The 14,615-nt window shown below is 71.3% G+C and carries 11 protein-coding genes; 7 read left to right on the top strand and 4 right to left on the bottom strand.

The annotated features are described in order from the left end of the window. The first annotated feature begins 43 nt into the window (after nt 1-43). Nucleotides 44-1,195, top strand: coding sequence for a serine hydrolase domain-containing protein (locus NYO99_RS17035; protein WP_268168439.1), 1,152 nt, complete (start codon nt 44-46; stop codon nt 1,193-1,195). 19 nt (nt 1,196-1,214) lie between these two features. On the opposite strand, the gene NYO99_RS17040 is transcribed toward NYO99_RS17035, so the two are convergent. Continuing rightward, nucleotides 1,215-2,003: a ZIP family metal transporter gene (locus tag NYO99_RS17040; protein WP_268168440.1), complete on the bottom strand. Its 789-nt coding sequence runs from the start codon at nt 2,001-2,003 to the stop codon at nt 1,215-1,217. Nucleotides 2,004-2,064: 61 nt separating this feature from the next. Next, nucleotides 2,065-2,931, bottom strand: coding sequence for a dienelactone hydrolase family protein (locus tag NYO99_RS17045; protein ID WP_268168441.1), 867 nt, complete (start codon nt 2,929-2,931; stop codon nt 2,065-2,067). 62 nt (nt 2,932-2,993) lie between these two features. Here NYO99_RS17045 and NYO99_RS17050 point away from each other — a divergent pair, with 62 nt between their 5' ends. Further along, nucleotides 2,994-4,484, top strand: coding sequence for a Ppx/GppA phosphatase family protein (locus NYO99_RS17050; protein WP_268168442.1), 1,491 nt, complete (start codon nt 2,994-2,996; stop codon nt 4,482-4,484). Between the two features lie 33 nt (nt 4,485-4,517). Here the strand turns inward: NYO99_RS17050 and NYO99_RS17055 are convergent, their stop codons facing one another. Then, entirely contained in the window at nt 4,518-4,979 is a 462-nt protein-coding gene (locus NYO99_RS17055) for a SixA phosphatase family protein (protein ID WP_268168443.1), read from the bottom strand. A 36-nt stretch (nt 4,980-5,015) separates the two neighbouring features. After that, nucleotides 5,016-7,082 (bottom strand): polyphosphate kinase 1, encoded by a 2,067-nt coding sequence (ppk1, locus tag NYO99_RS17060; RefSeq protein WP_268168444.1) that lies wholly within the window; start codon nt 7,080-7,082, stop codon nt 5,016-5,018. 81 nt (nt 7,083-7,163) lie between these two features. Here ppk1 and NYO99_RS17065 point away from each other — a divergent pair, with 81 nt between their 5' ends. From NYO99_RS17065 to NYO99_RS17085, 5 genes are all read left to right on the top strand, one after another. Further along, a complete protein-coding gene (locus NYO99_RS17065) occupies nt 7,164-8,039 on the top strand; it encodes a hypothetical protein (protein WP_268168445.1) in 876 nt (291 codons plus the stop codon). Next, nucleotides 8,036-9,760 (top strand): single-stranded-DNA-specific exonuclease RecJ, encoded by a 1,725-nt coding sequence (recJ, locus tag NYO99_RS17070; protein WP_268168446.1) that lies wholly within the window; start codon nt 8,036-8,038, stop codon nt 9,758-9,760. The genes NYO99_RS17065 and recJ overlap by 4 nt, the downstream gene beginning before the upstream one ends. Before the next feature lie 163 nt (nt 9,761-9,923). Next, nucleotides 9,924-11,741: a bifunctional diguanylate cyclase/phosphodiesterase gene (locus tag NYO99_RS17075; protein ID WP_268168447.1), complete on the top strand. Its 1,818-nt coding sequence runs from the start codon at nt 9,924-9,926 to the stop codon at nt 11,739-11,741. A 12-nt stretch (nt 11,742-11,753) separates the two neighbouring features. Then, nucleotides 11,754-13,673: a methyl-accepting chemotaxis protein gene (locus tag NYO99_RS17080; RefSeq protein ID WP_268168448.1), complete on the top strand. Its 1,920-nt coding sequence runs from the start codon at nt 11,754-11,756 to the stop codon at nt 13,671-13,673. Nucleotides 13,674-13,725: 52 nt separating this feature from the next. Beyond that, the gene (locus tag NYO99_RS17085) at nt 13,726-14,607 is read left to right on the top strand and encodes a 3',5'-nucleoside bisphosphate phosphatase (protein WP_268168449.1); all 882 of its coding nucleotides are present in this window, start codon (nt 13,726-13,728) and stop codon (nt 14,605-14,607) included. Nucleotides 14,608-14,615: the final 8 nt, after the last annotated feature.

A 14,615-nucleotide genomic window follows, 5' to 3' on the forward strand; every position in this document is an offset into this window, starting at 1 on the left:
CGCTGCGAAGAATGCGGAGCGTCTTCACTCTGACGCCTTGCCCATGTTCTTCCGCACCCTCACCCTCGCCCTGATCGCCGCCACGGCACTGACTGCCTGCGGCGGCGGCAACAGCAGCACCACAGACACCGCGCTGCAGCGCAGCGCCGATCAGGCGGTGCGCGCCGGCCTGGTGGGCGTGGCCATCAGCCACCTCGGCAGCACCGAGACCACCCATGCACACGCCGGCGTGCGCCGCATGGCGAGCACCGCCCCGCTGCGCGCCGACGACAGCTTCATGATCGGCTCCACCACCAAGGCCATGACCTCCGCCCTCGCCGCACGCCTCGTGGAACGCGGCGCGATCGCCTGGACCACATCGCTGGCCGACGCCCTGCCCGAGCTGGCCGAAGTGATGCTGCCTGCCTACCGCAGCGTGACGCTGGAGCAGTTGCTCGCGCATCGCGGCGGCGTGCTGGCCCTGGATGGCGACGACGACGCCGCGCGGCTGGTCAGCTTCCTCGCCGAGCGCACGGACAGCCTGCCCACCACCGCGGCGGGCCGCCTGCGCCTGTTGGCGACCTGGGCGTTGACGCAGGAACCCGCAGCCCGCCCCGGCCAGGACTTTCTCTACTCCAATGTCGGCTACGCGTTGGCCGCGCTGATGCTGGAAGCTGCCACGGGCCAGCCCTATGCCGAACTGATGGCGCGCGAGCTCGCCCAGCCCCTGGGCCTGCAGCTGAGCTGGACCACCGCCGCCGCCCCCCTGACCGACCGCCCCGCCGGCCATGCGGGCGCCAAGGGTCAGCAAACGCCGGTCGCGCCGGAGGACCCTGAGCTCGCCGCGTGGCTGGACCTGCTGGCCCCAGCCGGAGGCGGCACCACGATGAGCCCCGCCCAGTTCACCCATTGGGTGCGCTGGCATCTGCGCGCGCTGCGCGGCGAGGCCACGCCACTGCCCGACGGCTATGTGCGCCGCCTGCGCACGCTGAAGGCAGGCGAGTACGCGCTGGGCTGGGCTGGGAGCGAGGTCGACGGCCGGCCTGTGCTGGCCCACGACGGCGGCTGGCGCGGATTCACGTCACTGGTGATCGTGGACCAGCGCGGCCGCAGCGCCAGTGCGGCATTCACCAACACCGGCGATGCCGACTGGGTCGCGCCGCTGCTGAACCAGACCGTGCTGGACCTCGAGCGCGCCCGGCCGCCGGCCCCGTGACGCCAGCGCGCCGCGCGGCTCAGTGCGCGTGCGAACCGTGCAGCAGCGTCGACACGCCGAGCGACAGCGCCAGGCCCACGGCCAGCCAGGCCACCTGCGCGATGGTCTCGCGGATGGCCAGGCGCTGCTGCAACTGCGGCAGCAGGTCCGACACCGACACGTAGATGAAGCTGCTGGACGCCAGCACCAGCAGGTAAGGCAGCGCCAGGTCGAACTGGCCGATCAGCAGCCAGCCCAGCACGCCGCCCAAGACCGCCGCCATGCCCGACAAGGCGTTGAACATCAGCGCCTTGGCGCGGCTGAAACCGGCGTTCAGCAGCACGATGTAGTCGCCCACCTCCTGCGGGATCTCGTGCGCCACGATGGCCAGCGCGGTGGCGACGCCCAGCTTGGTGTCGGCCAGGAAGGCGGCCGCGATGATGGCGCCGTCGCAGAAGTTGTGGATGCTGTCGCCCACCAGCACCGACAGCCCGCCCCGGCCCGCCTGCTCGGCGTCGAAGTGGTGATGGTGGTGGTGGCCGTCGCCCTCGTGGTGATGCACATGCCGGTACAGCTCCACCTTCTCCAGCAGCCAGAAGAACAGCAGGCCGCCCAGCAGCACGGCGAACAGCGTCTGCGGCTCGGCGGTGTGGCTCTCGAAGGCCTCGGGCAGCACGTTCAGCAGCGAGGTGCCCAGCAGGATGCCGGCCGACAGGCTGACCAGGCTCTTCACCAGGCGGGTCAGCACGCCCACGGTGAGGCTGGCGGCCACCAGCACCGACAGCAGGCCGCCCGCAAAGGTCGCGAGCACGATATAGAGAAGCGTCATGAAATCTGCCAAAGCAACGGGCCGCAGCTGCGGCCCGAGTGCGTTCAGCGTAGCAGAGCTGTCAAGCCTTCACGCCGTGGGCGGCCAGCCAGGCCAGGCAGCGCTTCCAGCCGTCCTCGGCCGCGGCCTTGCGGTAGCTGGGCCGGTAGTCGGCATGGAAGGCATGCGGTGTGTCGGGGTAGACGACGAACTCGCTCTTCACGTTGCCGGCCGCCTTCAGCGCCGCCTCCAGCTGCGTCAGCGTCTCCACCGGGATGCCGCCATCGGCCGCGCCATACAGCGCCAGCACCGGCGCCTTGATGGCCGCGGCCAGCTCGACGATGGTCTTGTCACCCGGGTGGTAGGCCCGCGCCACCGGGCCGTACCAGGCCACCCCTGCCGCCACGCGCGGGTTGTGCGCCACGTAGCGCCAGGTCGTGCGGCCGCCCCAGCAAAAGCCGGTGATGGCCAGCCGGGCGGTGTCGCCGCCTTGGGCGGCCGCCCAGGCCACCGTCGCGTCCAGGTCGGCCATCACCTGCGCATCGCTGGCCTTGCTGACCACCTCGGCGATCAGCCGTGCCGCCTCGGTGTAGGCCCCGGCGTTGCCCTGGCGCACGAACAGTTCCGGCGCGATGGCCAGATAGCCCGCCTTGGCGAAGCGCCGGCACACATCGGCAATGTGCTCGTGCACGCCGAAGATCTCGCTGGCCACCAGCACGACCGGCAGCTGCTGCTTGCCGGCCGGCCGGGCGCGGTAGGCGGGCATGGCGAAGTCGCCCACCGGGATGGTCACCGCGCCCGCCTCCAGGCCCGCCGCGTCGGTCGTGACCGTCTGCGCCGTCACCGGCAGCACAGCCGCCGCAAAACCGCTGCCCACCGTGGTCTGCACGAAGCTGCGCCGGCTGAAGTCGCGTGCGGGGCTGAGGCTGTCGATGTCGTCTTTCAGCATGGGCGCTCCAGGGGCCGTGAGTTACGAAGGAGCGTCAAATTTTGCCCCGACAATCCGCCGCCATGACGACGCGCCCCGAACCCGCCGGCCAACTCTGGGCCTCCATCGACATCGGCTCCAACAGCTTCCGACTCGAGCTGGCCCGCCTCAGCGGCGAGCGCTATCAGCGCGTCAGCTACATCAAGGAAAGCGTGCGCCTGGGCGCCGGCCTGGACGCCGAAGGCATGCTGACCGAGGCCGCCATGCAGCGCGGCCTGAACTGCCTCAAGGGCTTTGGCGCGCAGCTCGCGGGCATCCCGCCGGAGCGCGTGCGGGCCGTGGCCACGCAGACGCTGCGCGAAGCCCGCAACCGCAACGCCTTCCTGGCACGCGCGCAGGCTGTGCTGGGCCATCCGGTGGAGGTGATCGCCGGCCGCGAGGAGGCCCGCCTGATCTACGCCGGCGTCGCCCGGCTGCAGCCGTCGGACAAGCCGCGGCTGGTCATCGACATCGGCGGCCGCTCCACCGAGATGATCCTGGGCACCGGCCGCAAGGCCGTGCTGGCCGAGTCCTACAGCGTGGGCAGCGTGGGCCTGTCCATGCGCTTCTTCGGCGATGGCCGCTACACGGAGGAGGCCTTCCGCGCCGCGCAGGTGGCTGCCGGCGCCGAGTTGGAGGAAGGGCTGACGCTGTTCCGCCCCGAGCTCTGGAAGGAAGCGCTGGGCTCGTCGGGCACGGCGGGTGCGGTGTCGCAGGTGCTCGCGGCGTCGGGCCAGACCGACGGCCGCATCACGCCGGCTGCGCTGCGCTGGTGCATCAACCAATGCCTGGCCGCGGGCTCGCAGGACAAGCTGCAGCTGCCCGGCATGAAGGACGACCGCCGCCCGGTCGTGGCCGGCGGCCTGTGCATCCTTTACACGCTGCTGACGCAGTTCGGCATCGACGAGTTGCTGCCCACCAAGGGCGCGCTGCGCCAGGGCGTGATCTTTGATCTGGCCGAACGGCTGCAGCCCAGCGGCGCCCGCGACCCGCGCGCCGATGCCGTGAAGCAGCTGCAACAACGCTTCAGCGTCGACCAGGCGCAAGCGGACCGCGTGGCCGCCAAGGCCGAGAAGCTCTACCGCCAGCTGGTGCCCAAGCCGCTGGCCGAGCCGCTGCGCGAACTGCGCTGGGCCGCCGCGCTGCACGAGATCGGCATGCTGGTGTCGCATCACGACCACCACCGCCACAGCGCCTACATCCTGGGCCACGCGGACGCGCCGGGCTTCTCCACCAACCAGCTGCAGCGGCTGGCCACGCTGGCGCTGGGCCAGCGCGGTGGGCTGCGCAAGCTGGAGGCACAGCTCGGCGAGACCGGCCTGCTGGAGCAGCTCATTGCATTGCGGCTGGCCGTCATCCTGTGCCACGCCCGCACGGTGCCACCGAGCGTGCCCACGCTGGAGCGGGCCGGGCGGCGCCTGACGCTGCGCAGCCCGCGCAATTGGTCCAACAAACAGGCGCGCACCCGCTTCCTGCTGAAGGAAGAGGCCGAGGCCTGGGCGCGCGGCGATCTGCTGGAACTGATCGTCAGCTGAACGGGGCGCCGGGCGGGCGGGAAGCCGCCCCGGCTACAGCGCGTCCGGCCCCTGCACGGCGTGCAGCGTCACCTCGGGCGCGCCGTCGCGCTGACGCCAGCGCAGCCACCAGACAGCGCCCTTCTTCACCGCCCAGTCCTGCTCCACGCCGGCCAGCAGGTGCGCCGCCAGCTGGCCCAGGGTGGGCTGGTGGCCGCAGATCAGCACCGGCTCGCTGGCCTTGGGCCAGCGCGCGGCCTCCAGCAGCGCCTGCAGGGGCGCATCCGGCGCCAGGGCCGGCACGATGCGCACCTCGCGGCCCAGCGCATCGGCCGTCTGGCGGCAGCGCAGCGCCGGGCTGACCAGGACACGCGTGGACGCGGCCAGCCGATGGTTCAGCCAGGCGGCCATGCGCCGCGCCTGGCGCTCGCCCTTGGGCGTCAGCAGGCGCTGCAGGTCGTCCTGGCCGGGCGCGATGACCTCGGCTTCGGCATGGCGCCACAGGATCAGGTCCATGAGCTCACCTTGTTCGAGCGTTGCGGGCGCAGGGACTCAGACATCGCTGCTGTAGCGCCGCATCAGCGCCTGCTGCGCGCTGACGCCACGCTCGCCACCGATGCGCACCGAGTGGCCGTCCGGGCCCAGCTGCCAGGCGTCCAGCGTGTCATGCAGGTAGGGCTGCAAGGCCTCGTCGATGACGCGCTGGCGCAGCCGGGCGTCCAGCACCGGCCAGGCCACCTCGATGCGGCGGAACATGTTGCGGCTCATCCAGTCGGCACTGGACAGGAACAGCGCCTCACCCTCGTCGCCCTCCGCCCAGCGGAAGTAGCAGACCCGCGTGTGCTCCAGGAAACGGCCCACCACCGAGCGCACGACGATGTTGTCGCTGACGCCGGGCAGCCCTGGCGGCAGCATGCAGGCGCCGCGCACGATGAGGTCCACCTTCGCGCCGGCCTGCGCGGTGCGCAGCAGCGCCTGGATGAGCTCGGCGTCGGTCAGCGCGTTGATCTTGACCACCACGCGCGCGGCCTTGTAGCCGGCGCGCGCCGCAGCCTCCACCTGGGCCAGCAACTCCACCATGCGGCTGTGCATGTTGAACGGCGCCAGCAGCATGCGGCGCAGCGCCTTGAACTTGCCCAGCGACGCCAGCTGACGGAACACCGAGTCGGCATCGGCCGTCAGGTCAGGGTCGGCGGTCAGCAGGCCCACGTCGGTGTACAGGCGGGCCGTCTTGGGGTTGTAGTTGCCGGTGGACAGGTGGGCATAACGGCGCAGCTTGCCGCCCTCGCGGCGCATCACCATCAACAGCTTGGCGTGGGTCTTGTAGCCCACGATGCCGTACACCACCTGCGCGCCCACGGCCTCCAGCCGCTCCGCCCAGTTGATGTTGGCCTCCTCGTCGAAGCGCGCCTTCAGCTCCACAACGGCCATGACCTCCTTGCCGCGCCGCGCCGCCTCGATCAGCAGGTCCATCAACTCGCTCTTGGCGCCGGTGCGGTAGATGGTCTGCTTGATGGCCAGCACGTCCGGGTCGTTGACGGCCTCGCGCAGCATCTGCACGACGGGATCGAAGCTCTCGAACGGATGGTGCAGCAGCACGTCGCCCTTGCGCAGCTTGTCGAAGATGGACTTGTGACGTGGCAGCCGGCCGCTGGGCCAGGCCGGCTCGAAGGGCGCGAAGCGCAGCGCAGGCGCGTCGGTCTGGTCGATGAGCTCGTTGAGGCGCACCAGGTTGACCGGCCCGTTGACGCGGTACAGCGCCGCCGCGGGCAGGCCGAACTGCTCCAGCAGGAAGGCAGACAACTCGGCCGGGCAGGTGTTGACCACCTCCAGCCGCACGGCGCGGCCGAAGTGGCGCGTCGTCAGGCCGGAGCGCAGCGCATGGCGCAGGTTGGCGATCTCCTCCTCGTCCACCTCCAGGTCGGAGTCACGCGTGACGCGGAACTGCGAGAACGCCTCCACCTTGCGGCCGGGGAACAGTTCCTCCAGGTGGGCGCGGATGACGCTGGTCAGCAGCACGAAGGCCTGATGGCCGTCGGACAGGTGCGCCGGCAGCTTGATCACGCGCGGCAGCACGCGCGGCACCTTGACGATGGCGATGCGGTTGTCGCGGCCGAAAGCGTCCTTGCCCGACAGCCGCGCGATGAAGTGCAGCGACTTGTTGGCGACCTGCGGGAAGGGGTGGGCCGGGTCCAGGCCCACGGGCACCAGCAGCGGCTTGACCTCGCGCTCGAAGAACTTGCTCACCCAGGCACGCTGCGCGTCGTCGCGGTCGGCGTGGTTGAGGATGACGATGCGCTGCTTGCGCAGCAGCGGCATCACCTGCTCGTTGAACACGTGGTACTGCTCGTCGATCAAAGTGTGGGCGGCGCGGCCTACGCGGTCCACGTCCTGGCCCGTTACGGTGCTCAGCGGGTCGCGCGCGGCGTCCAGCATGTCGGCAAAGCGCACCTCGAAGAACTCGTCCAGGTTGCTGGACACGATGCAGATGTAGCGCAGCCGCTCCAGCAGCGGCACGTCCTCGCGCTGGGCCTGGGCCAGCACACGGCGGTTGAACTCCAGAATGGCCTGCTCGCGATTGAGCAACTTCAGCGGTGTCGACGAATGGGCAGCGGTCATGATGAAAAGTGTATGAACGCTTTGTGACAGCCATGTGAGTCGCCGTCGAGCCTGGCGAGGGCTGTCCGGATAATCCGGTACATGCACCTGATGATTCCCCATGCCGCCGCGCTGGACGACGCCGCGCGACATGCCTTTGCCGGCCTGGCCCTGCCCCATCTGGCCGCCCAGCTGGCCCGGCTCAGCCCCGCCGAGACCTGGGGCAGCGACGAGTTCTCGCCCCAGCCGCCGCACCACCTGGCGCTGGCCGCGCTGCGCGGCCAGGCCGAGCCCAGCGCTGCAGCCTGGGCCGTGAACGCCGGCCCTGAGCTGCGCTGGGCGCTGATGACGCCGGTGCACCTGGCCGTCGGCACCGATGGCGTGGACGTGCTGCCGCCTGCCGCGCTCGCACTGTCGGAATCCGAAGGCGCCCGCTTCGCCGCCGTGCTGCGCGAGCTGTGGCCCGAGGCTGAGGGCTGGCAATGGCGGCTGCTGGATGCGCAGCGCTGGGCCATCGGCCACGCCAGCGCGCTGGACAGCCTGCAGGCCGCCAGCTTCGAGCGCGCCGCCGGCCAGCACATCGAGCCCTGGCTGCCGCAGCATCGCACGCTGCGCCGCTGGCAGAACGAGGCCCAGATGCTGCTGCACGGCCATGCACTGAACGCCGAGCGCGAGGCGCGTGGCGAGCATGTCGTCAACTCGGTCTGGATCGGCGACATCGGCCGCAGCAACGGCCAGCCCGTCGACATCACGGTAGACGACCGCCTGACCGCGCCGCTGCTCAACGGCGACCTCGCCGCCTGGGCCGAGGCCTGGCAGCGGCTGGATGCCGGCCTGCTGGCGCAGCCGCTGACCAGCCTGACGCTGTGCGGGCAGCGCTTCGCGCGCCGCTTCACGGCCCAGCCGCTGACGTGGATGGAGCGGCTCAAGCGCCGCTTCCAGGCGCCCGAGCTGGCCAGCGTGCTGGAGACGCTGTGAACGCGCCGCGGCTGGTGGAGCGCGAGGTCAACCCGCGCAGCGCCTGGGCGCTGGAGCAGGCCGGCGTGGCCCCGCTGCTGGCGCGGCTGCTGGCCGCGCGCGGCGTGCGCGAGGCCGCCGAGCTGGACGAGAACCTCGGCCAGCTGCTGCCGCCCTCCGGCCTGCTGGGGCTGGACGCGGCCGCCACGCTGCTGGCCGACACGCTGCAGGCCGGCCGGCGCATCGTCATCGTGGCCGACTACGACTGCGACGGCGCCACCGCCTGCGCCGTGATGCTGCGCGGCCTGCGCCAGTTGGGCGCCCGGCCCGACACGGTGGGCTACGTCGTGCCCGACCGCGCCGTGCACGGCTACGGCCTCACGCCCACCATCGTGGACCTGGCGCTGGCACAGCAGCCCGACCTGCTGGTGACGGTGGACAACGGCATCGCCAGCCTGGCCGGCGTGGCCCATGCCCGCGCGCGCGGTCTGCAGGTGCTGGTGACCGACCACCACCTGCCCGCCGTCGTCGACGGCGCCGTTGTCGTCCCCGAGGCCTCGGCAATCGTCAACCCCAACCAGCCCGGCTGCAGCTTCCCGAGCAAGTCGCTGGCCGGCGTGGGCGTGGCCTTCTACGTGCTGCTGGGCCTGCGCGCCGAGCTGCGCCGCCGCGGCGCCCTGCCCCAGCCCGAGCCGCGGCTGGACGGTCTGCTGGACCTGGTGGCGCTGGGCACGGTGGCCGATGTGGTGAAGCTGGACGCCAACAACCGCCGCCTCGTCGCCCAGGGCCTCAAGCGCATGCGCGCCGGCCGCGCCCAGCCGGGCGTGATGGCCTTGTTCAGCGCCGCCAAGCGCGATGCCAGCAAGGCCCAGGGCTTTGACCTCGGCTTTGCCTTGGGCCCGCGCATCAACGCCGCCGGCCGGCTGTCCGACATGACGCTGGGCATCGAGGCGCTGACCACCGACGACCCCGAGCGCGCGCTGGCGCTGGCCACGCAGCTGGACAGCATCAACCGCGAGCGCCGCGACATCGAGGCCGGCATGCGCGAGATGGCCGAGGCGCGGCTGGACGGGCTTGTCGAGGCGCTGCAGGGCGCACTGCCGCCAGCCGTGGCGCTGTTCGATGCCGACTTCCACGAGGGCGTGGTGGGCATCGTCGCATCGCGCATCAAGGATCGCGTACACCGCCCCACCTTCGTGTTCGCGCGCGGTGCCGACGGCCAGCTCAAGGGCTCGGGCCGTTCCATCCCGGGCTTTCACCTGCGCGACGCGCTGGACCTTGTGGCCAAGCGCGAGCCCGACCTGCTGGCCAAGTTCGGCGGCCACGCGATGGCGGCGGGCGCCACGCTGGCCGTGGACGACATCCACCGCTTTGCGCTCGCGCTGGCCCGGGTGGCCGAGGAGTGGCTCAGCGAGCAGGACCTGACCCGCACGCTGCGCCATGACGGCGCGCTGCCGCCCGAGGCTGCCACGCCCGAGACGGCGAGGCTGCTGGACGCACAGGTCTGGGGCCAGGGCTTCGAGCCGCCGGTGTTCTGCGACCGCTTCGAGCTGGTCTCGCAGCGCCTGGTCGGCGAGAAGCACCTCAAGCTGCGGCTGCGCCAGGCCGGCCGGCTCATCGACGGCATCTGGTTCAACCACGTGGACATGCTGCCCGAGCGCGCCACGCTGGCCTACCGGCTCAGCCTGGACGAGTGGCAAGGGCAGCAGCGACTGCAATACGTCATCGAGGCCGCGGCCTGAGCCGCTGAGGCGCTGAGCCCCCCCCGCGCGCCCGGGGCGTGACGCAGTTGGCAGGAGCAACACCCGGGCTTACCCGCGTCACGGGACTGTCACAACCGCTTCCAAGAATGGGCAGCGGTGGCTCTGTCGGCTGTTTCGGCAGGGCGCGCCGCTCGGAGCCCTCATGCGCGAATCGGCGCCAGACCCTCTTGCCCACGCCCTGGACCGGCTGATCGCGCAGCGCAGCTTCGACATCCATTTCCAGCCGCTGGTCGCCATCGACCGCGCCGACATCTACGGCTTCGAGGCCCTCACGCGCGCGCCGGCTGACGGCCCGCTGCACTCGCCCCTGGTGCTGTTCGAGGCCGCAGCGCGTTTGGGCCGGCTGGTGGAGCTGGAGCGGCTGATCGTGCAGCGCGCAATGCAGCGCTTCAAGGCACTGGGCCTGCCCGGCAGCCTGTTCCTCAACGTCACCGCCGACACCCTGCTGGGCGCGCGCGAGCATGCCGGCCGGCTGGCCGCGCAGCTGCAGGAACTCGGCCTGCCGACCTCCCGTGTGGTCATCGAGCTGACCGAGACGCGGCCCATCGACGACATGGCGCAGCTGGATGGCGCCTTGCAGGCGCTGCGCGAGCGGGGCTTTCGTGTTGCGCTGGATGACCTTGGCGAAGGCTTTGCGTCGCTGCGCCGCTGGATGGAGATGCGGCCGGACTTCGTCAAGATCGACCGCCACTTCATCGACGGCATTGCGCAGGAGCCGCTGAAGCAGCAGTTCGTGCGCTCCATCGTCGAGATGGCTGCCACCAGCGGCTGCGAGGTGGTGGCCGAGGGGCTGGAGCAGGAGCCTGACCTGGACGTGCTGCGCCGCCTGGGCGTGACGCTGTGCCAGGGCTACCTCTTCGCCCGCCCCAGCGCCACGCCGCGCGCATCGCTGAGCGTGCCATGGAGCGCGCGCCTGGCCACCGCTGCGCAACCCCGCCTGCTGCAGAACGATCTGGCGCTGCCGCTGGGCCAGGGCGCCATCACGACCGCGGCACAGCTGGCTCGCCGCGGGCTCACCGTCACGCCGGACACCAGCTGCCGCAGCATCGTGGACCTGTTCCACGGCGACGACCAACTGCTGGCCATTCCCGTGCTCGACGACCAGCAGCGCCCCATCGGCGTGCTGCGCTCGCTGCATGTGCTCAAGCGCAGCACGGAGCGCTTCTTCATGGACATCTTCGACCGGCGCAGCTGCGTGGAGCTGATGGACCCGCACCCCCTGGTGTTCGACGTCGCCACGCCGCTGCGCGCGATGAGTGACGCCGTGGCCAACCTGGACGAGCGGCTGATGATCGACGGCTTCATCGTCACCCGTGAGGGCAGCTACTTCGGCGCCGGGCGCAGCTCCGACCTGCTCAAGGCCGTCTCCGACCTGCAGGTACACGCCGCCCGCTACGCCAACCCGCTGACGCTGCTGCCCGGCAACGTGCCGCTGGACAACCACCTGGAGCGCCTCATCGAGGCCGGCGAAACCTTCGCCGCCGTGGTGTGGGACATCGACCACTTCAAGCCCTTCAACGACGTCTACGGTTACCGCATCGGCGACGACATCATCCGCCTGGCGGCGCGCGTGCTGACCCAGGCGGTGGACCCGCAGCTGGACTTCGTGGGCCATGTGGGTGGCGATGATTTCGTGCTGGCCATGATCAGCCCGGACTGGGAGGCACGCCTCACCCGCATCTGCCAGGCCTTTGATGCCGGCGTGCGCAGCTTCTTCTCCGCCGAGCACCTGGCTGCCGGCGGCTACGTGACGCTGAACCGCCAGCACCAGCCCAGCTTCCACCCGCTGCCCACCTTCTCGGCGGGCGCCATCCTGCATGTGCCCGGCTCGTTCGACAACGCGCGCGCACTGAGCGCCGCGCTCGCCGAGCCCAAGCGCGTGGCCAAAGGCCGCGCCGGCAACAGCCGTTACTTCATCGACCGCCGCCATCCCCAACCGCGCCACGACCTGGCCGCCTGAACAACCCCACCCATGACGCTACTCAAGTTCTCCGAACACTGGAGCCTGCGCACGCGGCTCGGTCTTGTGGCCGTGCTGTCGCTGATGCTGGGCCTGTTGCCCAGCAGCGCGCTGCTGAACCAGTACATCGAGCAACTCGATGTCGTGTCCACCGAACAACATGGCCTGCCAGCCAACCAGGCCTGGCAGGCGCTGCTGGCCGCGCTGCAGCATCAGCGGGGCCTGGGCGCCGAGGCGCTGAGCACCAAGCCTGAGCTCAAGCCACAGGCCGTCGCCGCCACGCAGCAGGTGCTGCAAGCGCTGCAAGCGCTGGAGCAGGCGCTGGCCGACGACAAGCTGGCGCCGGCCCTCGTCGCCCAGCAGCGCGAGCGCGTGTCGGGGCTGCGGGCACTGCAAGCCACCCTGACCAAGGCGCTGACGGAGGGCCCGCTCGATGCGGGCCGCCTCATGACCGCACAGCGCCAGCTGGCGCACCTGGCGTTCGAGGCCATCGCCGAGCTCAACGCCGGCACAGGCCTGCTGCTGGACCCACAGGCCTCGTCCTACTTCGCCATCATCGCGGGCCTGCAGGCAGCACCCCGGGTGCAGGACGCGCTGTCCGAGCTCGGCGCCCTGGCCCGCGCCGCCGCTGTGGACGACATGGCCAACATGGCGGCCGCGCACACCCGCTACCGCGAGCACGCCACACAGATGCAAATCCATCTGCAGCTGGCGCTGCAGGCCGACCAGGGCGCGCTCAGCGAACGCCTCAAGCCCCTGGCGGACAAAGCCAAGGCGCAGCGCCAGCAGGTGGACGAGACGCTGGCGGCCGCTGCCAGCGACGTCAACTTCCCGTTGGATCAACTGGCCGCCCGCCTCGCAGAGGCTGCTGCGCTGCAAAGCCAGCTCAGCGCGCAGGTGGTCGAGGCGCTGCAGGCCGCGCTGGCCGACCGGGCCGACACCGCCCGCACCTCGCGCAACGCCGTGCTCGTGCTGCTGCCGGCAACGCTGGCGCTGATGGTCTTCATCATGGTGCGCTCCATCCGGCAACTGCTGATTCCGGTGGGGCAGATGGTGGACGTGACCGAACGCATCGCCGCCGGTGACCTCAGCCAGACCGTGCCCGCGGGCCGGCGCGACGAGCTCGGCCGCGTGCTCAGCGCACTGGGTCACATGCAGCAGCGCCTGCGCGACCTGGTGGAGCGCATCCACACCGACGCCGCAGGCATACGCCATGCCGTGCACGAGATCGCGGCGGGCAACCAGGATCTTGCCGACCGCACCGAGCAGGCCGCCGCGCGCCTGCAGCAGACCGCCTCCAACGTCCAGTCCCTCACCGCAGCCGTGCAGCACAGCCGGGCCTCGGCACGCGACGCCGAGGCGCTGGCCAGCTCGGCGGCCGGCGTTGCCGCGCAGGGCGGGCAGATCGTCGGCGAGGTCGTCGCCACGATGAAGGGCATTGAGGAGGCCAGCCGCCGCATCGGCGACATCACGGGCCTGATCGACGGCATTGCCTTCCAGACCAACATCCTGGCGCTGAACGCCGCGGTCGAGGCCGCCCGGGCCGGCGACGCTGGCCGGGGCTTCGCCGTGGTGGCCACCGAGGTGCGCGCGCTGGCCCAGCGCAGCGCCACGGCGGCCCGCGAGATCAAGTCGCTGATCGGTCAGTCCGTTGAGCGCGTGGAGGCCGGCACCGCCCAGGCCGCTGAGGCGGGCAGCGCCGTCGAGGCCATCCTCGGCAAGGTGCGTGACATGAACACGCTCATCCACGCCATGGCTGAACAGACGCGCGCCCAGGCGCAACAGACCGACGAGGTGGGTGACGCGGTGCGGGCCATCGACGCCATGACGCAGCAGAACGCGGCGCTCGTCGAGGAGGCCGCCGCCGCGGCCGACAGCCTGCGCGGCCAGGCCCAGGGCATGGACGACACCGTCAACGCCTTCCGGCTGTGAGCAACAAGCCCTGCTGACGGTAGCGGCATGGCCGGCCTGCCAGAATCAAGCTGTGAACCTCGCCGCCACGCTCAACGCCGACCTGCACTGCCACTCCACCGTCTCGGACGGCACGCTGACGCCCGAGGCGCTGGCCGCGCGGGCGCACGCGGCCGGCGTGCAGCTGTGGTCGCTGACCGACCATGACGAGATCGGCGGCCAGCAGCGCGCCATCGACGCCGCCCGGGCGCTGGGCCTGCCCTACCTGACGGGCACCGAGATCTCGGTCACCTTCGCGGGCCGCGTGGTGCACATCGTGGGCCTGGGCTTCGACCACACCGCGCCCGAACTGATCGAGGGCCTGCGCGCCACCCGGGGCGGCCGCGAGGCCCGTGCCCGCGAGATGGCAGCCAGCCTGGCAGCGGCCGGCATCCCCGGCGCGTTCGAGGGCGCGCTGAAGTACGTCGGCAACCCCGACCTGATCTCGCGCACTCACTTCGCCCGCTTTCTGGTGGACGGCGGTCACTGCAGCGACGTGCCCGAGGTCTTCCGTCGCTTCTTGACCGAGGGCAAGCCCGGCTTCGTGGCGCACAAGTGGGCCAGCCTGAAGGATGCGGTGGGCTGGATCACCCGCGCGGGTGGCGCCGCCGTCATCGCCCACCCTGGCCGCTACGACTTCACGCCCACCGAGGAATACGCGCTCATCACCGAGTTCGTCGCCCACGGCGGCCGCGGCATCGAGGTGGTGACCGGCAGCCACACGCCGGCCGAGTTCACAGAATACGCAGACATCGCCCGCGAGTTCGACCTGCTGGCCTCGCGCGGCTCGGACTTCCACTGCCCCGAGGAAAGCCGCGTCGATCTCGGCACGCTGCCGCCGTTGCCCGCCAGCCTCACACCCGTGTGGGCGGCCCTGGCGGATCGCATCCACCGCCCGACAACTGTAGGCGGCTGAGTCATCGC

Source organism: Roseateles hydrophilus, assembly GCF_026712245.1.
GTDB lineage: Bacteria > Pseudomonadota > Gammaproteobacteria > Burkholderiales > Burkholderiaceae_C > Pelomonas > Pelomonas hydrophilus.

Excerpts from the sequence above, each read along its gene's own strand:
- NYO99_RS17035 (WP_268168439.1), top strand. The coding sequence starts at position 44 with ATGTTCTTCCGCACCCTCACCCTCGCCCTGATCGCCGCCACGGCACTG.
- NYO99_RS17040 (WP_268168440.1), bottom strand. The coding sequence starts at position 2,003 with ATGACGCTTCTCTATATCGTGCTCGCGACCTTTGCGGGCGGCCTGCTG.
- NYO99_RS17045 (WP_268168441.1), bottom strand. The coding sequence starts at position 2,931 with ATGCTGAAAGACGACATCGACAGCCTCAGCCCCGCACGCGACTTCAGC.
- NYO99_RS17050 (WP_268168442.1), top strand. The coding sequence starts at position 2,994 with ATGACGACGCGCCCCGAACCCGCCGGCCAACTCTGGGCCTCCATCGAC.
- NYO99_RS17055 (WP_268168443.1), bottom strand. The coding sequence starts at position 4,979 with ATGGACCTGATCCTGTGGCGCCATGCCGAAGCCGAGGTCATCGCGCCC.
- ppk1 (WP_268168444.1), bottom strand. The coding sequence starts at position 7,082 with ATGACCGCTGCCCATTCGTCGACACCGCTGAAGTTGCTCAATCGCGAG.
- NYO99_RS17065 (WP_268168445.1), top strand. The coding sequence starts at position 7,164 with ATGCACCTGATGATTCCCCATGCCGCCGCGCTGGACGACGCCGCGCGA.
- NYO99_RS17075 (WP_268168447.1), top strand. The coding sequence starts at position 9,924 with ATGCGCGAATCGGCGCCAGACCCTCTTGCCCACGCCCTGGACCGGCTG.
- NYO99_RS17080 (WP_268168448.1), top strand. The coding sequence starts at position 11,754 with ATGACGCTACTCAAGTTCTCCGAACACTGGAGCCTGCGCACGCGGCTC.